The 19,309-nt window shown below is 65.9% G+C and carries 23 protein-coding genes, 2 tRNA genes and 1 pseudogene; 10 read left to right on the forward strand and 16 right to left on the reverse strand.

Going from position 1 to position 19,309, the window contains the following annotated elements:
- Positions 1-5 precede the first annotated feature (5 nt).
- The 3 genes from AMR74_RS05705 to AMR74_RS05715 all read right to left on the reverse strand — a co-directional run bounded on the left by AMR74_RS05705 (position 6) and on the right by AMR74_RS05715 (position 1,192).
- Positions 6-533: a 30S ribosomal protein S4 gene (locus tag AMR74_RS05705; protein WP_053771105.1), complete on the reverse strand. Its 528-nt coding sequence runs from the start codon at positions 531-533 to the stop codon at positions 6-8.
- Positions 530-1,051 carry a 30S ribosomal protein S13 gene (locus tag AMR74_RS05710; RefSeq protein WP_053771106.1) on the reverse strand — a complete coding sequence of 174 codons (522 nt, stop codon included), beginning with the start codon at positions 1,049-1,051 and terminating at the stop codon, positions 530-532. The genes AMR74_RS05705 and AMR74_RS05710 overlap by 4 nt, the downstream gene beginning before the upstream one ends.
- A gap of 55 nt (positions 1,052-1,106) precedes the next feature.
- A tRNA-Ser gene (locus AMR74_RS05715) sits at positions 1,107-1,192 on the reverse strand.
- Between the two features lie 229 nt (positions 1,193-1,421).
- On the opposite strand from AMR74_RS05715, the gene AMR74_RS05720 reads away from it, so the two are divergent.
- From AMR74_RS05720 to AMR74_RS05755, 10 genes and pseudogenes are all read left to right on the forward strand, one after another.
- On the forward strand, positions 1,422-2,462 hold the full coding sequence (locus AMR74_RS05720) for a zinc-binding dehydrogenase (RefSeq protein WP_053771107.1): 1,041 nt from the start codon (positions 1,422-1,424) through the stop codon (positions 2,460-2,462).
- Complete coding sequence (locus AMR74_RS05725) at positions 2,452-2,820, forward strand: hypothetical protein (protein ID WP_053771108.1); 369 nt, start codon at positions 2,452-2,454, stop codon at positions 2,818-2,820. The genes AMR74_RS05720 and AMR74_RS05725 overlap by 11 nt, the downstream gene beginning before the upstream one ends.
- A gap of 86 nt (positions 2,821-2,906) precedes the next feature.
- Positions 2,907-3,485, forward strand: a complete 579-nt coding sequence (gene cmk / locus AMR74_RS05730; RefSeq protein ID WP_053771109.1) for a (d)CMP kinase — start codon at positions 2,907-2,909, stop codon at positions 3,483-3,485.
- Between the two features lie 19 nt (positions 3,486-3,504).
- Positions 3,505-4,503, forward strand: a complete 999-nt coding sequence (locus tag AMR74_RS05735; RefSeq protein WP_053771110.1) for an RNA-guided pseudouridylation complex pseudouridine synthase subunit Cbf5 — start codon at positions 3,505-3,507, stop codon at positions 4,501-4,503.
- Positions 4,504-4,716 (forward strand): annotated as a pseudogene (locus AMR74_RS19505) (succinylglutamate desuccinylase/aspartoacylase family protein); the annotation flags it as partial.
- Between the two features lie 46 nt (positions 4,717-4,762).
- Positions 4,763-4,833 (forward strand) — tRNA-Pro (locus AMR74_RS05740).
- 79 nt (positions 4,834-4,912) lie between these two features.
- The gene (locus tag AMR74_RS20030; protein ID WP_077152254.1) at positions 4,913-5,173 is read left to right on the forward strand and encodes a DUF7563 family protein; all 261 of its coding nucleotides are present in this window, start codon (positions 4,913-4,915) and stop codon (positions 5,171-5,173) included.
- Positions 5,170-5,733 carry a hypothetical protein gene (locus AMR74_RS05745; protein ID WP_053771111.1) on the forward strand — a complete coding sequence of 188 codons (564 nt, stop codon included), beginning with the start codon at positions 5,170-5,172 and terminating at the stop codon, positions 5,731-5,733. The genes AMR74_RS20030 and AMR74_RS05745 overlap by 4 nt, the downstream gene beginning before the upstream one ends.
- A 63-nt stretch (positions 5,734-5,796) precedes the next feature.
- Positions 5,797-6,150 (forward strand): hypothetical protein, encoded by a 354-nt coding sequence (locus tag AMR74_RS05750; protein ID WP_053771112.1) that lies wholly within the window; start codon positions 5,797-5,799, stop codon positions 6,148-6,150.
- Entirely contained in the window at positions 6,147-8,039 is a 1,893-nt protein-coding gene (locus AMR74_RS05755) for a DUF7845 domain-containing protein (protein WP_053771113.1), read from the forward strand. The genes AMR74_RS05750 and AMR74_RS05755 overlap by 4 nt, the downstream gene beginning before the upstream one ends.
- Positions 8,040-8,432: 393 nt before the next feature.
- On the opposite strand, the gene AMR74_RS05760 is transcribed toward AMR74_RS05755, so the two are convergent.
- The 13 genes from AMR74_RS05760 to AMR74_RS05825 form a co-directional block, all read right to left on the reverse strand.
- The gene (locus AMR74_RS05760) at positions 8,433-8,756 is read right to left on the reverse strand and encodes a hypothetical protein (protein WP_053771114.1); all 324 of its coding nucleotides are present in this window, start codon (positions 8,754-8,756) and stop codon (positions 8,433-8,435) included.
- Complete coding sequence (locus AMR74_RS19510) at positions 8,756-12,064, reverse strand: hypothetical protein (protein ID WP_240471129.1); 3,309 nt, start codon at positions 12,062-12,064, stop codon at positions 8,756-8,758. Before AMR74_RS19510 ends, AMR74_RS05760 begins: the two co-directional genes overlap by 1 nt.
- A gap of 106 nt (positions 12,065-12,170) precedes the next feature.
- Positions 12,171-13,580: a hypothetical protein gene (locus AMR74_RS05775; RefSeq protein ID WP_053771117.1), complete on the reverse strand. Its 1,410-nt coding sequence runs from the start codon at positions 13,578-13,580 to the stop codon at positions 12,171-12,173.
- The gene (locus tag AMR74_RS05780; protein ID WP_139042965.1) at positions 13,577-14,455 is read right to left on the reverse strand and encodes a hypothetical protein; all 879 of its coding nucleotides are present in this window, start codon (positions 14,453-14,455) and stop codon (positions 13,577-13,579) included. The genes AMR74_RS05775 and AMR74_RS05780 overlap by 4 nt, the downstream gene beginning before the upstream one ends.
- Positions 14,385-16,229 carry a hypothetical protein gene (locus tag AMR74_RS05785; RefSeq protein WP_053771118.1) on the reverse strand — a complete coding sequence of 615 codons (1,845 nt, stop codon included), beginning with the start codon at positions 16,227-16,229 and terminating at the stop codon, positions 14,385-14,387. The genes AMR74_RS05780 and AMR74_RS05785 overlap by 71 nt, the downstream gene beginning before the upstream one ends.
- Entirely contained in the window at positions 16,226-16,459 is a 234-nt protein-coding gene (locus AMR74_RS05790) for a hypothetical protein (RefSeq protein WP_053771119.1), read from the reverse strand. Before AMR74_RS05790 ends, AMR74_RS05785 begins: the two co-directional genes overlap by 4 nt.
- The gene (locus AMR74_RS05795; RefSeq protein ID WP_053771120.1) at positions 16,456-16,899 is read right to left on the reverse strand and encodes a zinc ribbon domain-containing protein; all 444 of its coding nucleotides are present in this window, start codon (positions 16,897-16,899) and stop codon (positions 16,456-16,458) included. The genes AMR74_RS05790 and AMR74_RS05795 overlap by 4 nt, the downstream gene beginning before the upstream one ends.
- Positions 16,896-17,144: a hypothetical protein gene (locus tag AMR74_RS05800; RefSeq protein WP_053771121.1), complete on the reverse strand. Its 249-nt coding sequence runs from the start codon at positions 17,142-17,144 to the stop codon at positions 16,896-16,898. The genes AMR74_RS05795 and AMR74_RS05800 overlap by 4 nt, the downstream gene beginning before the upstream one ends.
- On the reverse strand, positions 17,144-17,518 hold the full coding sequence (locus tag AMR74_RS05805; protein WP_240471130.1) for a hypothetical protein: 375 nt from the start codon (positions 17,516-17,518) through the stop codon (positions 17,144-17,146). The genes AMR74_RS05800 and AMR74_RS05805 overlap by 1 nt, the downstream gene beginning before the upstream one ends.
- A 60-nt stretch (positions 17,519-17,578) precedes the next feature.
- Positions 17,579-17,857 (reverse strand): hypothetical protein, encoded by a 279-nt coding sequence (locus tag AMR74_RS05810; RefSeq protein WP_082356854.1) that lies wholly within the window; start codon positions 17,855-17,857, stop codon positions 17,579-17,581.
- 1 nt (position 17,858) lies between these two features.
- The gene (locus AMR74_RS05815; RefSeq protein WP_053771122.1) at positions 17,859-18,347 is read right to left on the reverse strand and encodes a hypothetical protein; all 489 of its coding nucleotides are present in this window, start codon (positions 18,345-18,347) and stop codon (positions 17,859-17,861) included.
- A gap of 1 nt (position 18,348) precedes the next feature.
- Positions 18,349-18,801 carry a hypothetical protein gene (locus AMR74_RS05820; RefSeq protein WP_053771123.1) on the reverse strand — a complete coding sequence of 151 codons (453 nt, stop codon included), beginning with the start codon at positions 18,799-18,801 and terminating at the stop codon, positions 18,349-18,351.
- 37 nt (positions 18,802-18,838) lie between these two features.
- Positions 18,839-19,309, reverse strand: coding sequence for a hypothetical protein (locus tag AMR74_RS05825; RefSeq protein ID WP_053771124.1), 471 nt, complete (start codon positions 19,307-19,309; stop codon positions 18,839-18,841).

Below are 19,309 nucleotides of genomic sequence, written 5' to 3' on the forward strand. Positions count from 1 at the left end.
GTTGGTTACTCCTGTGACTCCGCGCGCTCGGGGTGGAGATCGTCCGCGAGCGGGCTCGTCTCGTCGAAGGCGATGGCGCCTTCGTCGTCGACGTCCACCTTCACCGACGGGCGCGTGACGCGGGCGCCGCTGACGGTGATGTGGCCGTGGACGATGAACTGGCGGGCCTGCTGGGTCGAGGAGGCGAAGCCCTGTCGGTAGACGACCGTCTGGAGGCGACGCTCCAAGAGGTCGGTCACGTCGAGCGACAGGACCGTCGAGATGTCGTCGTTGTCGCCGAGGATGCCGATGCGGCGAAGTCGAGTGACGAACTCCGCGCCGGCGTCCTGGGCGGCCTCGACGTCGCCCTGCGCCTCGCCGAGCAGCCGTCGGGCCTCCCGACGCATGTTACGCAGCTCGGACTGGGCACGCCAGAACTCCTCTTTGTTCTTCAGGCCGTACCGCGAGAGGAGATCGGACTCCTCGGCGATGCGCTCGCCCTGGTACGGGTGGTTCGGCGTCTCGTAGCCCTTGGTGTTCTTTCCGGTGCTCATTCGTCGTCACCGCCTTCGTCGTCCGCCATCTCCTCGCGGATCTCCTCGACGTTGACCCCGATGGTCCCCTCCGAGCGACCCGTGGACTTGGTGCGCTGGCCGCGGACCTTCTGCCCGCGCTTGTGGCGCACGCCCTTGTACGATTCGATGACCTTCATCCGGTTGATGTCGTGACGGCGCTTCTCGCTGACGTCGGTGCCGACGAGGTGCGTCGTCTCTCCGGTGAAGAAGTCGTTCTGTCGGTTCGTCATCCACGACGGGACGTGGTCTTCGAGGTTCTCGGCGATGTCGACCACCGCGTCGATGTCCTCCTCGTCGAGGAGCCCGAACGTGGCGTTGCGGTCCACGTCGGCCTTCTCGGCGACCAGCCGCGCCGTGCGCGTGCCGATGCCGTCGAGTTCGGACAGGCTTCGCTCGACCGTCTTCGTCCCGTCGAGGTCCGCGCCCCCGATCCGAACGAAGTACTGGAGGTCTTCCTCCTCCTCCGGCGAGTCGTCCTGTGATTCTTCCGTGCTCATGTGTTGGTTGTGGTGAGCCCTACCGACGCGAATCGGCGGTACTCGTCCGTTCGAGCGTTGCGGCGGGGATTCGAACCCCGGAGGCAGTGACGCCACAGAGTTAGCAACCCTGCGCCTTGGGCCAGGCTTGGCTACCGCAACCCGCGTTGTATCATCGCCCTTGCGGACTCGGGGCCCGACGCCCCTGCAGTTCGTGCGTTCGTATGCTCCCGCCTTCGGTACTTAAACATCACGAAACGGTCGAGTCGCTGTGGGGGTCTCGCACGGTCAGTTCGCGCGCAGTCCCGCGGGTTCGCGTCTCCGTTCGCGGGGCCGGTCCCCCGTTTCCGTGAGGCGTAGTGTTTAGTGGGTCCCGCGGGAGGGTCCGAGCATGAAGGCCGTTCAGTTCGCCGACCACGGCGACCGCGACGTGATCGAGTACGGCGAGTTCCCCGACCCCGAACCGGACCGCGGCGAGGTCCTCGTCGACGTGAAGGCGGGCGCGTTGAACCACCTCGACGTCTGGACGCGACGCGGGATGCCCGGCATCGACCTGGAGATGCCGCACGTTCCCGGCAGCGACGCCGCGGGCGTCGTCGAGGCCGTCGGCGACGGCGTGACGCGCTTCGAGCCGGGCGACCGCGTCGCCGTGAGCGCCGGCGTCTCCTGCGGGGACTGCGAGTTCTGTCGCAACGGCGAGGAGTCGCTGTGCGTCTCCTTCCACATCATCGGCGAGCACGTCCGCGGCGTCCACGCGGAGAAGGCAACGGTGCCCGCGGCGAACCTCGTCCCGGTCCCGTCCGGCGTCGACTGGGAGGTCGCCGGCTCCGCGTCGCTCGTCTTCCAGACCGCGTGGCGCATGCTCCAGACGCGCGCCGACATCGAGGCCGGCGAGAAGGTGCTCGTCCTCGGCGCCTCCGGCGGCGTCGGCCACGCCGCGGTCCAGATCGCCGACCACGCGGGCTGTGAGGTGTACGCGACCGCCTCCACCGAGGAGAAGCTCTCGCACGCCGAGGACTGCGGCGCAGACCACGTCATCGACTACGAGGCGAACGACTTCGCCGAGGAGGTCGCCGCGCTCACCGGCAAGCGCGGCGTCGACGTGGTCGTCGACCACGTCGGCGAGGCCACCTACCCGAACTCGCTGAAGTCGATGGCGAAGGGCGGCCGGCTCGTCACCTGCGGCGCCACGACCGGCCCGAACCCCGGCGCCGGGCTCAACCGCATCTTCTGGAACCAGCTCTCCGTCATCGGCTCCACGATGGCGACGCCCGGCGAGGTCGACGACGTGCTGGAACTCGTCTGGGACGGCACCTTCGAGCCCCGCGTCCGCGAGGTCCTCCCGATGAGCGAGGCCGCGCGCGCACACGAGATGATCGAAAACCGTGAGGGCTTTGGCAAGGTGGTGCTAAAGCCGGACAGTGAGCTCTGAGACCGACAACGACGACGCGGACGCGACCGCCGACGGTACCACCGACGGCGGCTACGTCCACGTCCCGGGCACCGACGACGGCGCCGACGCGACCGACAGCGCCGGCGCCGGCGGCCCGACCGCCGCCGACGAGCCCGCCGCCGACGGCTTCGGCCGCAAGGGGTGGGCGCTGACGGCGGCGATATTCATCTGCGCGCTCGTCATCCCCGGGATCATCTACGTCTACCCGTACGCCGCGGGCTGGTTCGGTCTCCCCTTCTTCGCGACGTACCTCGCGCTCCCGCTCGTCCCCGCGCTCCTCCTCGGCCTCGTCGCGGTCTGGTCGATGACGGCCGCGACGGCCGACGACGAGCCCTGACCGAGCGGGGCCGGATTGCCCGCGAACGGACGGCCCCGCCGCGGCCGAACGACAACCGTTTTGAACGACACCCGCGCAGTGGTGATATGTTGATCACCGTCTCCGGCCCGCCCGGCAGCGGGAAGAGCACTAACGCCGTCCAACTGGCGGACGCGCTCGGCCTCGGACACGTCTCCGGCGGCGACATCTTCCGCGAGATGGCGGCCGAACGCGACATGACGCCCGTCGAGTTCAACGAGTTCGCCGAGGAGGACCCACAGATCGACCGCGACCTCGACCGCCGGCTCCGCGAGATCGCCGTCGAGCGCGACGACGTGGTCCTCGAATCGCGGCTCGCCGGGTGGCTCGCGGCCGACCACGCCGACTTCCGGTTCTGGTTCGACGCGCCGCTGTCGGTCCGCGCCGAGCGGATCGCGGCGCGCGAGGCGAAGCCGGTCGACCGCGCGCGAACGGAGACGGAGCGCCGCGAGGCCTCCGAGCGCAAGCGGTATCGGGAGTACTACAACATCGACATCGAGGATCTCTCGATCTACGACGCCGCGTACAACACCGCCCGCTGGGGCCCCGAACCGTTCCTCGACGTCCTCGTCGCGACCGTCGAGGCGTACGACCCCGAGGACGACGAGGGGAAATCGCCCGTCGAGGGCGTCGCGTACGACTTCTGAGTCCCCAACCCGCCTCCGCATGACAGACGCCTCAGACTCCGACGCCGACGCGCTCGCCGACGGGGAGGACCCGCTCAGGGCGCCGCCGGGCGAGCGCTCGGTGCCGGAACTGCTCCGGTTCGGCGTCGTCAACCTCGACAAGCCCGCCGGCCCCTCATCGCATCAGGTGTCGGCGTGGGTGCGCGACGCGATAGACGAAACGCTCGCCGCGCTCGATCCGGCCGGTCCCCCCACCGGCGGCGTCGCCCACTCCGGAACCCTCGACCCGAAGGTCACCGGCTGCCTCCCCACGCTGACCGGGGACGCGACGCGCATGGCGCAGGTGTTCCTCGAAGGCGCGAAGGAGTACGTCGCGGTGCTGGAGCTCCACGGGGCCCCGCCGGCGGACTTCCGCGAGGTGGTCGCGGAGTTCGAGAGCGAGGTGTACCAGAAGCCGCCCCGAAAGAGCGCCGTGAGCCGTCGCCTCCGCACGCGGACGGTCCACGACCTCGACGTGCTGGAGGTCGCCGACCGCCGGGCGCTCCTCCGGATCCGCTGCGAGTCGGGGACGTACGTCCGGAAGCTCTGTCACGACATCGGGCTCGCGACGGGGGTCGGCGCGCACATGGGCCACCTCCGCCGCACCGCCACCGACCCGTTCGACGACCGCGACCTCCGCCCGCTCCAGGACCTCGTGGACGCGCTCGCCTGGGCCGAGGAGGGCGACGACGCGCTCCTCCGCGAGGTGGTCCGTCCCGCCGAGGACGCCCTGACGCACCTCCCCGCGGTGGCGGTCGCGCGGTCGGCCGCCCGCAGCGTCGCGACCGGCGCGCCGGTGTACGCGCCCGGCGTGATCGACGCGGACGACGCGGCGGTCCCCGGAACGGTCAGCGGTCGGGAGCCCGACGCCGACGAGGGCGATCCGCCGCTCGTCGCGTGTTTCACCCCGGACGGCACCGCGGTCTGTCTGGGGCGAGTCGTCGGCGACCCGAGCGCGGACGGCGGGAAGGTCGTCGACTTGGAGCGCGTTCTTTTATAGGTCCGCCACCGCGTCGACGCCGGCGACGCGTTCGACGAGAGCGAGGCGGTCGACGCGGCGGGAACGTCACGCGCGACGGTCCGCGCCGAACATGACGGGTACGTCCTCGGCCGGTGCGAGGGGCTGGCCGTCTACGAGGGCGACCCGATCGGGAGTCTCGCCGTCCGGGACGGCGGCGACCCCGTGGCGTCGCGGGACGCCGCCGACGAGTGAAGCGAAGTCCTTAATTACCGGACCGCCGTTCGTCTGCGTGTAGTCAGGGACCGTGGGGTAGTGGTATCCTATGCGGATGGGGTCCGTATGACCTGAGTTCGACTCTCAGCGGTCCCATAAAAATTCTGACTGGTTTCCATTGCCACCAGTCTCAACCCTATCAAGCGCCTGAAAACCGCATTCAGGGGGGTGCGCTATGAACCGCCAGATCGGCGGTTCAGTCGACGGCCGATCATGCCGGTACTGCGACCGGCACGTGTCGGATCGCTTTTGTGCCGTATTCGGCGACGAAGACGGAGTCGCACACCGCTGTCTCGGATGCGACTGCTTCCGTCGCATCAGCCGCGGCAGCGCCGCAGGCGTCGACGTCGACCTCGTCGACCCCGCTGAGGACCCGAACCGTAACCGTGGCCAGCGTGTCGGCGCCCCGCTGCGCGCTGACGGAGGAAACCGATGAGCCGTCCACGAAGCCAGCCGTGGTACTCGGGTGCTCATCGAGCCCTCGAACCGGACGTCGGTCCCGTCGACGAGCACGTGATCTGTGAGTGCGGTCACTGCGACCGGGAACAGAGCTACCGTCTCCCCTGGCCCGTGATCGGTGGCGACATTGCGTATTGCGAGTACCACGTCGCCCGGTACCGCGAACACAATCCCGAGATCTGGGAGCGTGTCCGCCGCCTCGACGGTGTCGACGATCCCGGGATCTACGCAACCGTCGGCAACCGATTTCTGACGCTCAACGAGATTCCAAAGGAGATCGCCGTCGACGGCGAGAAGATGCGCCGAGTCGCGCTCGGCGTCGACGGGTGGGCGCTGTTCGACAGCGCCGAGCCCGACGATGATGGCCTCGTCCATTTCGTGACCGTCGATCGGGACCTCGAACCACGCGAGTGTGTAGAGATAGACCGCTCGTCCGCAGGCGACTTCGTCAGCTGGTTCCGTGAACACGAGGGCGTCCACGACCTCGATCCGGACGCTCGAAAGGCGCTCTACGGGGGTGAGTCCGATGCTGAGTGATCGAGACGACGTCGAGCCCTGGACCACCGCGCATCGCGTCCGGATGCCCAAGGGGTTGGACCGATGACCGACTCGGTTCTCATCCGCCGTCCGATCGCCCGCTGGACCGGCGGCGCCCGCATTGCGGCCTGCCCTCGCTGTCAGGAGTCGGTCGAAGACTCGCTTGGCTCGCCACAGATACCGACGATGCGGCTCGCGAACCAGGGTCCCCGGCGCGTCGACGGCAACACCGTCTGTGTTCGCGGCTACTGCTGTCGGTCCTGTGAGTACGTCCTCGCGATCGGTCCCGGAGATGCGAACGTCGAGGTCGGCTCCTCTCGCGACCGCGGCGGCGAGCCGTGGGTCTCAATCGGGGCCGTCTTCGCCGACGGCTCGAAGCGCCCCGTCGTCGTTCCCGCTGGCGAGGTGGTGCCGTGAGCGACGACTACCTGGAACCCGGGCCGCAGGGTGACCTCGACGAGTTGCTGAACGACGCCGAGCCCGTCACTGGTGACGAGGAGGACTCGATCGAGGCCGTCGTCGATTCCGACGAGGCGCGTGAGCTTCGCGATGCCGCCAACGAGGGAACTCGGCAGGTCCATCCCAAGAGTCCCGAGTCGACCCAGTACCGAACCTTCGACGTCGAGGGACCGATTGAGTGCGTCGAGCCGCGTGTTCACGCGTTCGGCGCCCACCTGCTGTTCTCGCAGCCCGACACGAGTCAGAACGGCCATCCCGGATCGTTGTCGCCGTACGACGCGATCGTCTCGCAGTACGAGCCGAGCGTCGCCGAGGACATCGAGTCGTTCGTTTTTGACGGGGAGCTCTGGGAGATCAACGCGGACAAGACGAAGTACTGGTCCGGCGGCATCGCCGCGCCGACACGCCCCTACGAAACGTTCAACGAGTACCAGATCGCCGTCCGAGCGCAGGACGGTCTCGGTGAGCGGAAGGCGTCGTTCCAGTTCCGCCCGTCGCTTCCGAACGCACGCACAGCTGACGGCGAGCGCATCGGGTCGATGCCGGAGGATCTCCCGTACGGCCTGCGCGTTCAGGCGAACTCCAGCAACTTAGAGCCGGACGAGGTGATCCCGCTGCTCCGTCGACTCGCTGAAGAGCTCGACATCAGTACGCACTACTTCCGCGACGAGTGCGTTCACGACCACTCGAACGCCTATCAGATGGAGATGTACCTCCGCCTGGACCGCAGCGCCGGCGAGCAACACGTCGCCGGACAGGGCGCGGTCCTCGATCAACTCGCGCTCTTCGGGTCGAACAACCGCGGGAGAGGAGAGTACAAGTGGGACAACGAGAAGGTTGTCGGCCATCGCAACGCCGTCGCGCTCGACGAGTCGACTTGGAAGAAGCTCACGGAGAAGCCGAACGGCGTCGGAAAGCTGGTGAAGTACTACCACCCTGAGTTCGCCCGGTCCGAGGAGACGTCGTCGGACGACGATCCGCTCTCGGACCCGAAGCTCGAACTCCAGTGGTCGAAGGACTACTCCGACCTCGCCTCAGTGCCCTGGAGCGAAGAGGGCGCGTTCGACGTCGACGCTCTCCGGAAGGAGCTCGACGAGTCGCTGCTGAACGTCCTCCTCTGGGCAGGCCTCCCGACGCGCGCTGATCCGCGTGTCTACACGGCGGATCACTACTTCGAGGCGACAGAGTCAGAGCGAGATCTCGACCTCGTGGACAACAAGATGCCCAGCGTCCAGGAGGGCGAAGAGCAGCAGGCAGTCGCGCACTTCGCGCGCGGCGACGCGACCGAGTCCGAGCGATCTGTGCTGGCCGCGCTGACCGACGGCGGCGACGGCGCCGACGTCGAGCAGTTGGCCGAGCTCTCGGACACGTCTCGCTCGACGGTCTACCGCGCCGCGGAGAAGTTCGACGACCTCGTTGAGGTCGCGAACGCGAAGATGTCGTTTGAGGACAGCCTGATCCGCGAGAAGTTTCAGGACCTGCTGAGCACTTTCGAGGACGTTACGGACTGGGTCGTCGGCGGTGTTCGGCAGCTGGCGTCGGCGGAGACGGAGATGATCGACCAGGACTCCGCGCTCGCACGCTGGGCTCGGCGCCACGGTATCTCGATCACTGAGTCCGTCGACGGGATGGTCGTCGATCTCGGCGGCCAGCCCCTCTCCCGCGTCGAACTCGTGAAGCTCATCCGCGCCGGCGTCGACGCGGCTGAGGACACCGGCTCGATGGCGTACCGGAAGTTCATCAGCGGTGAGTTCTCCTGGACGGAGAAGGAGAAGGGACGTCGAACGGGTCAGCGGCCGATCAACCGGAACGGGGACGTTCTCTTCTCGTCGAAGCTCCCCCGCTGACCACCGACAGCTGAGTGGCAACACTATCCTGCCCCCTGTTTCGTGTCCACCTCGTAACGTTTTGAGTGGTATCTGAGCCGATTTTGCTCTCGATCGCGGTCGCGGTCGACCTCGACGTCGTCGCGACCCCGGCGGTTGGTCAGGGTTCGATCCCATGGGCTGGGACAGACCCCTTAGGGAGTGTGCCTAAGGGCACCCCCTTCGGGGGAAAATACACAGCAACCGCTTTCAGAAGTTCCACCTGAAGCACTCGAAGCCGGGGTTTGGCCAGCGCGAAAAATTTTCACTCCTAACCACCCGAAGGGTGTTTGGGTACCAACCGGCGCGTATCGCTTCGAACGCTAATAGCGACACAGCACGCGCCGAGAAGCGGGTGCTGTTCTGCTGGCGGCGCTACGCGGCCACAACTTCGTTGAGCCGCCCGAGCGTCTGCTCGACGACCCACTCGCCGACAACACTCCAGAGAGCGTCGACGGCGGTCGACAACTGTGACGTCATGGCGGAGACGTTCGGGTCGACCCAGCCAAACGCAATCAAGAGTCCACCGGCGACGAGCAGGACGATCCCGTATCCGGCCATCGAGGAGATGCTGTCACCGATTATCTTCCCGATTTTGACGAACTTGAGCACGTAGAGCGCACCCATCAGCAGCATCGCGCCCATGAGTAGCTGCTGCCCGGCGCCGAGTGCCTCCAGCGCTTCGAGGAGCCAGCTCATCAGTCTGACCCCTCGTCGCCGCCGTCTCTAAACCGGCCGCCGACGATCACCTGCGGTCGGTCGTCGTCGGGACCGTTGTTCGCGCGGTACTCACGGACCAGCTGGATGACGGCGTAGCCGCCGATCAGGATCGCGATGAGGAACGCGTCGGAGTTGACGAACTCCGCGAGGAGGTCGCCCTCGCCGAGGCCCTGGAGCGCGACGACGCCGGCAACGGCGACTATCGCGATCCACCGCGCGGTCGTGAACTCGTTGGCCTCCCGGAGGAGGAACAGCGAGCCGACAGCGATCCCACCGACCGCGAGGATAGCGCCCGTTTCGGAGCCGATACTGTACAGTCCGGCTTCGTTGGCCGCCACAGCGACGGCGACGCCGATAGCGCCCGTGAGCAGTCTGTTCTCCCCGACCGTCACGAGGCCGCTGCCAGCGGACGAGAGTCCACTTTCGACGGCGGATTCGAGCGCGCCACCGATGCGCGGAACGCGACCCACGAGGCCGCCGACGCTTCCGGCGAACCGCTCGACCGCTTCTCGCGAACTCGCCGGCCGCGTGCCGGCGACGAAGAGCATCCCGACGCTGCCGAACAGGACGATGAGGCTCGGGAGGTTCCCGGTCGTAGCGGCCGCGAAGATGCCGCCACCCGGACCGTCCGTCGACGTGCTCGGCGCCTCCGTCGGCACGATCGACACGAGGCCGACATCGTCGCGACTCACCTCGATCGCGTCTGGCTTCTCGGCAGAGCCGAGCTCGCTGCCGGAGCCGTCCACGACGGCGTACCACTGGCCGTCGGTGCCGGCGACGTACTCGGCGGTCCACGAGTCACCGACGACCGAGGCCGGCTCGACGACGAACTCGGTGTTGGTCGCGTTGAGGCTCTCCGGGACGCGGACGCGCATGGAGTTCCGGTCGGGCGAGACGCGAGCGGAGAGCGTGTTCAGCGTGAGCTTCGAGCCACTGCTCGCGTTCGGCGCGTAGAACTGCTGCGACCCGTCGCTGTAGAGTTCGACGTAGTCGCTCTCGGCGCTGTACGTCTCGTTCTCGGCGTAGTAGACGAGTCCGCCCTGTGGCGTCTCGCCCACTTCGAGGTAGCTCCCGGAGTTCCACGAGTCGAGCTGGATACGGGAGTTCATGTCGAACCCGACCGGCGTCGCGCGGACGACCGAGATCTCGGAGTTGTGCGCGTCGACGCGCGAGCCGGTGGAGCGGACCTCGATGGTCGTTCCCTCCGGCACCGGGTCGCCGGCGAGCGCCGCCACGTCGACGTCGAGCGTCGTCCCCGAGAGGTTCGCGGCCGACTGCGGGACACTCGACCAGCTCCCCGTCTCGTTTAGCCGGTAGTCGAGCGCTCGCATCGAGAGGACCGTGCGAGCGTGCGGGATGGTGAGGGAGGCGTTCGCTCGCGCCGTCGTATACGTCTTCGAGATATTGTAACGCTCGGAGAGCGCTTCGCTCTCGTAGTCGACGGTGCGCGGCGATTCGAGGCCGTGGCGGTACTCGACGTCGACCTGCGGCTCGGGGCCGTCCCCCGAGTAGGAGCCGTCGCCGACGTGGACGGTGACGTTGTTCTGGCCGTCTTCGAGCCACGAGACGCTGCCGCCGAGGTCGACGGTCTCGCCTTCGGCGAGGGTGCCATTGTAGGCGGCAGTCTCACCGTTCAATTCCACGACGGGACCGCGCGTCTGACTGACCTCTGTCCATGACACAGAAACGTCAACCGGTCCAGTAACCGACATCTCGCCTGTATTCGACCCAGTTGGAAGGTCGAGAGACTCCGTAACCGTTTCTCCACCTGAGAGTTTCCCCGAGTGAGATACGGTAGTTCCGCCTATCTCAATCGACGGATCTTCCGTGATCGAGGTTTCTGTCCATGAGAGGTCGTATTCCACCTGATTTGAGGTAGCTCCTGATATTTCTATGGAGTCCGTTGACCTCGATATGTCGATATTCTTTGTCTCCTGTTCGTCAATTGGTGCCGTATATGTGATAACACCTGAATCGTCTGTTACGGACACCTCAGCGGTGTTCTGCGAGATTCGGGTGAAATATGGCTTGTAAAATGTATAATCGTTATATCCGAGTTTTAGGTCGTTATCATTGATGGAGTCAACCTCTCTAAGACCAACAGAAACCGTCTCTCCGGTGGTTTCAAAATTAAACCCGGACAAGCTGAAGTGGGTACTCTCACCCTGAACAACGTTTCCGGTGAGTGCCCCCACTTTCTCACCGTTGGCAAAGGGGTCCGTGTCGCCGTTCGCTAGGTAGACCTCTGTCTCGATAGATTCCCCGTCACTCGCGTAGATATAAGTCTCAAACTCTTGGATAACTGCTGGTGGCTCTTGTCCGGCTTCGTCTGACCAATCCATAACATACGTATCTTGGAGGCGGTCTTTCTGCTGATCTACATAAAATTTGCTATCCGATGGCTCATACTCTCCATCACCGGAGTTATGAGCAAACGTTATTTCCGCATTTGACGGCGCTTCGGTCCCGTCCACGTCAATTTGCTCTGTTGTCGTTCCACCATTGTTGGTCCCCGAAACCGTGCGGGTGTTCGTCTCCGATTTGCCGGTGAGTGTGACGGTTTCATTTTCTGGGGCTGTGTTACCTCCGACATCAATTGAAATAGAGTCCCCGTCACTGGTTGTAGTCATCACAGACTCTGAAACGGTGTTATTGACGCCCGTCACATTGATCGATAGGTCGTCGACGGAGTCGCGCGAGTCCAGTTGGTACGTGTGACGAGTGCCGTCGACGGCCGGCCGGTCACGGATGACCAGCTCGCCGCCGAAGGTGACCGTGTTCGTCGAGAAGCCGCGAACGTAGAACGCCGCGGAGTCGCCGCGGACCTGTATCGTCTCGGTGTAGGTCCCGTTCTCCTCGTGAGCGATACGCGCGACCGACGGAACGCCGCCTTGAGTCCGGTTGAACCACTCCGTCGGCACCGAGACCCAGCGGCCGTCATGCGTCCGGTCGTCGGAGAGGTTCAGCGCCGGTTCGCCGTTGACGGTCGTCGTCTCGACGCGCATCGTCTGCGCGCCGGCCGAGGCATGTACCGTCGGGCTCTCGTCGTCTCGGAGGTGCGACGCCGGGATAGCGTTCAGTCCACCGAGCGGGCCGCGGTTAACGCCGCCGTCGACCTCTTGGAGTTCCGTGCCGTCAGGAGTCACGACCGTGCCGTTGTTCGGCTTGATCTCGGTGTCGTCCGAGGGCATCAACAGCATCGGGCCGGCGGCCATCGCGACGATGACGACCCCGAGCAACCCGACGACTTTCAGCTGCTCGTCGTCGAGATAGTCGTCGATGTTCATGCCGACCTCCATCGCGTGGGGGAGTGGGGGGCTGGCGTACGCGCGGGCGCGTAACAGTCTGGCTGACTCGGTTCGACTCGATTTCGGCGATTGTTTGAGATCAGTTTCATTTGGCGCTCACTCTCCGAACTTCCGGCGAGATGATGCGGAGCTTCCCCGGAACCTTGTATCGACGAGGGAGATCGTCCCAGCCGAACTCGGTGTACTGGCCGCTCGTCCAGAACAGGCCGCGGCCGAGCTTCCACGTCGACGTCATCTCGGTGCTCATCGGCGGTCGAACGCCGATGATCTCGTCACTACCGGTGGGGTTGTCGGTGCCTGAGAGGGTGACTCCCCAGCGCATTTTCTTTCGGATCATCCACGAGATCTCTCTCGGCTTCTGTGTGAGCAGCACGAACGACAGCCCGTTCCGGCGGAAGTCGACGTACTGCTGACTGACGGCGTCGATCTTCGTCGATAAGCCGCCGTTGTCGTTCGATGCGTGGTGTTTGAACAGGTTGCTCGCCTCGTCGCAGACCCACGTCGTCCGCATCGAGCGCTGCTCGTTGACGTTGTGGTGAACGAGCCAGCTGAACCACCAGTGACTCGTCGGCGTCACCTGCTTGTCCTCGAGCTCGGGATCGTGTCGAGCTCGCTCCGCTTCCCAGACGCTGGTGTACTCCAGCGGCGGGCACTCCGATGCCTGTCGGGTGATACGCTCACACCTTCGGAACCTCGGGTCGGGGTAGACGACGTGGAACGCACCCGACATGAGGACGTTGTTGTTCAGGTCGTCGAGGTCGCTGTACCGCTCGACGCGCCAGACGATGTCTTCGAGGTCGACCTCGATGGGCTCGAAGTCGGTCTCGGCGAAGCCTGAGTCGTCCTCCGGCGGGGCGAGTTGGACTTTGTACTCGATACCCTCCGGCAGACAGACGACGGCCCACGGCGCGAGCGGGAGCCACTCGGTCCGCTGCGGCGTCCCTCGCCACACGACGGCCTCGCCGTTGACCTCCATCCACCGCCCGATGAACGTCGACACGCTGGTGGTCTTCCCCCGCCCCATTGGCCCGTGGATCAGCGCGTCCGACCCACCGGTCGTTTCGAGGTCGCTGTCGTCGACGGTCGTGTCCGGGTTGGTTAGATACTCAAAGACGCCTTTGCGGGCGTCGGAGAGTCCGCTGAAGTCCTCGAAGTCGAGTCGGAACCCGTCCATATCGGACGTATGGACGATCGCGTCGAGCATCGCCCGGGGGTGCCGAAGCGTGCTGTGTGGCGGCGTCCCCTCGACCGGGTCTGACGTCCGCTCCAGTCGGTCGAGGAGCTTCGGGAACGGCGTCATCTCCATGTGCCGGACCAGGTTCTCGCCGATGCTGTGCCGCCGCTTGTCGTTTTGGACCTCCCGAGTAGCCTCGATGTTCGTCGCTTCGAGGCCTGAAAGCCACTCGTACAGATACTCCGGGTCCTGTACGACCTCAAGCATCGAGTCCGCCGAGTCCACCGGAATGTCTTCTGGGATGTTCGCTGAGTTGCTCACGATAGGTTGCCTCCAGTAGAGGATGCGACTCGCCCGCTCGGCAGCTCCTCGGCGTTCGAGGAGGCCGTTCGGAGCGCACTGTTCCACGCCGGGAGAACGTCTTGCGCGAGCATCGAGTCGAGGACCGTCGTCTGCTCGTTCGCGAGCGCGGTCCACCACTGGCTCATCGGGTTACAGACGGTCGCGGTGAAGTCGCGGGGGAGGTGTCCCGAGGCCGCGTACGCGACTTCATCCGCCCACTCGACCGCGTCCGCCTGCGATTGGACGCCTTCGCCGAACGGCGTCCGGAGCGCCCGGTGCTGGTCTACCACGCGCTGGTGGAGGCGCGGGCGCATCGCGATGAACCGCTGTCGGTCGGTGTGGCGGATGCCCTCCTGGTCATCTGTGAAGTCGTTCGACTGCGCTCGGATGACGTCGACGGCCTTCTGGAACGCCGGCGAAAGCACGTCCTGAATGATGCGCGTACGCTCAGTGCGTGCTTCAGACGGCGAGGGCGCCGTATCGCCACAGATCGCCTCGCGCTTCGCGGCCGAGTCGAGGCACGCCGCGACAGTCCACTGGTCGTTGATGAGGTGACCGAACCAGTCGTCCGGGACGCGCCCGACGGAGATCGCGGCCGCGACGTGCGACCACACGAGCAGCTCGTGTCGGCTCTTGAACCCGGACCGGAGCCGGGATCGAACGTCTCCCTGCTGCGCCCGAAGCGTTGGGAGCGCGGGAACGTGCGCTGACTCAGCCGTCCGCTCGTCGTCTTCGCGCTGGATCGAGATGATCGACCCGAGCGGGTCGGGTGACGTGGTGGAGCTAATCGTCCGCCACCCCCGATTCGACGTCGTTGTCGAAGTCCCACGGCGCCGGCGCGTCTCCGTCTCCATCGCCGTCGTCCGAGCTCGAGGAGGCGTCGACGTCGTCAGCCATGTCGGTGCCGAACATATCGTCCATCTTCTCGGCCATCTCCTTCCGCAGGGTCTGAACCGTGGACTGAGCACGGTCGAGCGCCTGCCAGTCCATGTCCTGAATCTGCTTGTGGAGGTCCTCGAACGTCCGCCGGGCGACGTACTCCTGGCGCTCGGTCGCGACGGTCGCCCGCACGTCCGAGTAGTGGTACGGCGCCGGCTCGACGGACATCTGCCCGTCGACGGCGACCGTCCCGGCAATGAGCACGGGGACGAGCGCGAGCGCGACAGCAACGAGCTGCGCGCCGAAGACGGCCATCCCGCCGAAATAGCCGAGCGCGCCGCCACCGACCGCGACGGCGAGGAACGACCAGTTGAGCTTCTTCGCGAAGTTCGAGAGGCTCGTTGAGATCGCAGCCGGGAGGGCAGCGATGCCGTCTCCCTCCGGCGGGTCCTCAAGCTCGTCGTCCTCGACATCGACCGTGAGCGACGGCGCGAACGAGAGCGTCGCCGGCGAGTGCGTGAGGACCTCCTCGCTCGTCGGGTCGACCTCGTACATGCGTTCGAGGTCGGAGTCCGCGTCTCCCTCGTCGACGGTCGTCAGGTCCTCTCGTGGGACAGCCGCCGGGTCCGCCCAGTAGCGGGCGATCATCGGCGTGAGCCCCTTCGCGGGCGCGTAGAGCGTTCCTCCGCGGCTGACCACGGTCTTGATGCGGTTCGGAACCAGCCGGCTCGACGCCGCCTCGTCGCCCGTCGGCGTGACCGCGTCGTCGTCGAGACGCCGCTGGAAGAAGCCCGCCTTCTCCGCGTCGGCGTCTCGGAGCCCGAGCATCAGGATCAGCCCGATGAGACCGACGACGAGTCCCACAACGGCGGGGGCGTTCGCGAGTACGGCCGCGGTCGCGAAGGTGGCGAATCCGGCCGCGCCGATGAAGATCACACCCGAGAGGACTAGCCAAAAGCCGAGTCCCTTCTGCGCGCCGATCACGATGCGGTCGAACACGTGGTCGGCGATCTTTCGGCTCGCGAACAGCGAGATCAGCGCCGGGAGGAGGATGAAGATCCCGCCCCACCGGAAGAGGTCGCCCTCGGAGTCGACCGAGAACGCCGGCGACTGCGCGAGCGGGTTACTCTGGTGTTCGAAACGCCAGCGGGCGCCGTCGACGAGCTGGCCGTCTCGCTCAAGCCACATCGTGACCTGAACCGTCTCATCGAAGTGCGGCTGGAGCGCGATTCGGGACGCGTCACGACCCTTCTCGACGTCGATCCCGACGCGCTGTACCTCTTGCTCGGCTGCGTACGACCGCTCCTGCCCGTTCGGTCCCGTAGTGGTCTCGGGCGTCCAATAGACGAGTACGACCTCGTACTCGCCCACAGCGTCAACGTACGCGCTGGTCTCGAAGGTCAGCGTGTTCGTTTCGACGCGCGTCGACGGCGTCAGCTCCTTGTCCTGCGAATTGATGAGCGAGAGCGTCGAGTACTTGACGAACGCACCGCCGGTCCCGAGGCTTCGCTCGGACGGGATCGTGACCGCCTCCGCGGTACTCGGTGGGCGCGTGCCCCCTCTCCGCAGCTCTTCGAGCGAGAACGGTCCAGGTTCTTGCCACGTCGCGTTCGCTCCCGTCTGTGCGGGTCCGTGGGCCTCCACAGCCGCCGTGGCGTCCGCCTGAGTACCCACGGCGGCGCCAGCCACCGGCACGAGCGCACTCGCGACGAGAAACGCGGCGGTCGCAATGACCCACGCGCGCTTCATCGCTCCCCCTCGACGAGATCGACGGCAGTGCGGAACTCAATGGACTCGTATCGGAACCGCAAGAACGCCCATATCAGGCAGTATCCGAGCATAAACCCGGCGTACCCGATAGTGAGCGTTTCCCCGAACCCACCGCCGGCTGTGACGAGTATCAGACCGAGTGCGAGCACCAGACAGGTCGCCCACCCCGCTAGGTGTACACCCCGCAGCGGCGGGAATAGGCTGCTCATTCGCGCACCTCGTCGTATTCGCCCTGTTCGTAGCTTCCGCCGTCGGCGATCGCCTCGATCGGCGGCGAGCGCTCAACGTCACGATTTGCTGTCCGTTCAATCTCTCTCAGTCCAACCGGCCGAAACCGCTCGTCGACGCGGTCGTCGATCGGCGGCGCCGCCTCGATCTCGTCGAGGCGCTCTCCGCAGGTCGCGCAGTACCGCTGTGACTGGACGTCGATCCGCGAATTACAGTTCGGGCATGCGTCGGCCGGAAGGACCTCGTCGCGGAGGTAGAACAGCAGCACCCCGGAGAGAACGCCGGCGAGTATCACGCTGTCAGCGTCGGCGAAGAAGCCGAGTGCGGCCACACCTGCGGCGCCGGCGTAGAGCCCGAAAGCGGTTCCACGCGGTGCGTCGAGGAACCACTGCCGGATCGTTCGACGAGTGGAGAGTTTCATGCGCTCACCTCGTCGAGCGAGTCCATCCGGTCACCGGCCACGAACGCCACGACAAAGCCGATCACCGCAATTCCGAGCAATACGCCAACCAGAGCGCCCTGTAAGATGCTACCGTCCGTCGGGAACGCGAAGCTCGCGGCAGCGGTCGCGATGAGTGCCGCGGCCACGTTCGCGGACCAGAGGCCCGCGAGCCGCTTCTGGGAGGTCTCCGCTCGTGGGAGACTGAAAGGCACGACCGTCGACATCAGTTGTCGTCCTCCGTGGCGGCGTAGGAAGCCGCCGCCCAGGTGACCACGGCAACGAGGCCGACGGCCGCCAGCTCGCCGCCGGTGAGCTTGAACCCGAGGCTGTCGATCGCGATGACGCCGGCGGCCCCGCCGGCGAAGCCGGCGAGGGCCGTCGCCCCGATCTCCCAGAGGACCGGACCGGCCCACAGACCGCCGAGGAGCCCGCCAGCGCCGAGGATCCGGTCCATCGTCATCGCGCCTCGCATCTTTCCGCCCGCCTTCTTCGGCCCGAGCAACAGGTACGCGAAGACATCGGTGTACTCACCGATGACGTACCCGAAGCCCGCGATGATCGTCCATCCGAGGATCGCCTCGGTGGTCATCGCAGCCATGCTACGCACCCTCCGGTTTCCGCGTTGTTCGACCGCCGTTCGTGATCGTGGTTGTGTGAGTCATGAATCTTCGATTGATTCTTCGAGATCGTTTCCAGCGTCCAGGACAAGCTTCGCGAGCAGAATCACGCCCGTCGCGACGAGCGCTTGAACCGCGTACTTCTCCGGGAACGGGAGCTGTTCGCTGACTGTGACGCCGATCGACGAGATGAGGAACAACTGGTTGATGTTCCCCCACAGCCAGAACGCGATCCCGTCCACGAACGGTATGTTGAACAGCGCCGCAACCGCCGCGAACAGGCCGCTTACTATCGTAGCCGGGTTTTTGAGTAGAGACATTTCAGGTTCCGAGTATCCCCGCGAGCCCCGGCACCGCATCCGCGATGACGAGGACGATTCTCTCCGTGACGAACGCGAACACGTACGCGACGACGACCACCTCACCGGCGAGGATAACCGGTGCGAGTGGGCCGCCGATCGATGCGAACGCTGCTCCCGCGTCGATCACCGTTGACACGACGCCGAGGAGGCCGGTCCCTTCGACGGACGATCCGCCGATTATTGCTCCGGCCTCGACTAGTTCAGTCCCGATGAACAGCGGGATATCCACGAGACCCAGCGTTCCGACGAGTCCCGGCCCGGAGCCTTGGAAAACGAACGTGATCAGGTCCAGAATCGTGACCACGACGTTGTTCAGACCACGGAGTAGCGGCGAGAGGATCGCACCGAGGATGAATCCCGTTGGGGAGCTCGCAAAGCGGCGAAGCGTCTCTGGAAGCGTGTACCCCTCGCTACCACTGTCACTGGTCGTGTCAGGTGCGGCCGCCATGTCACCCACCTCCGAGCAGCCTCGAAGCTGCCGCTTGGAGTCCAACTGAGAGGACGTAGACGCTCGCGAGCACGATACCAACGTTGACCGGCAGCGCCAGCACCCCGAACTGCGTGGAGCTGAACTCGAACGCGCTTCCGTAGGCACCTCCAATCCCGCCGATCGTCAGTTCGATCAGGCCGGGCGCTTCTGCGGTCGGATATCGTCCGACCCCGAGAGAGACTTCGAATCCCGTAAGGAACGTCGCGAGCCCGCCGAGGATCGACGTGACCGCGTCCGAGATGGCAGCTACAATGTTGGTTACCCCCACCACCACGGTCGCGAGTATCGACGCGCCGATCGATTGGCCGAGCTTACCCCAATTCACGGGGTTCGAAGCGTTCAGAATCGGAACCGCGCCTGACGTGTCGCCGTTGATGAACTCCAGAAGGCCGTCGCTGCCGGATGCGCTCACCGGGCGTCACCTCCCTTCGTCTGCGGCGACGTCGAGGTCATTCGTCCGCAACCGCCTCCTCGTCGGCGCCGATCACCGGGACGTCGAATGGGAGACCAGGGAACAGGTTCCCGGTCTCCTCTTCGTTCAGGAACCGCGCGAGCAGGAACAGGCTCAGGAGAGCGAGTCCAACCGTCAGCGGCAGCGCGAGGATCCCGGCGATCGTCTCGCCGAACACCGATCTGATTGCCGCCTCCGATATTGCTGAGCCGGCGAGGATCAGGTCGGCAGGTCCGGTCAGGAGCCCGTCGAACAGCGACGCGATCGACTCGCCGGCGCCCTCGAACGGTGAGGTCGCGAACTGCGTGATCGCGTCAATGATGTCGATAATCGCGATGAACGGTGAGGTGATCAGGCCGACGAGCGACGCGCTCAGGAGCGTGGCCACGCTCCCGCCTTCGGACAGGTACGTGACGATACCGTTGAGCGTGTCCACGCCACTGCCACTGCCGAGCGAAAGGGTCGGCAT

Source organism: Halorubrum tropicale (assembly GCF_001280455.1).
Classification (GTDB): Archaea; Halobacteriota; Halobacteria; order Halobacteriales; family Haloferacaceae; genus Halorubrum; species Halorubrum tropicale.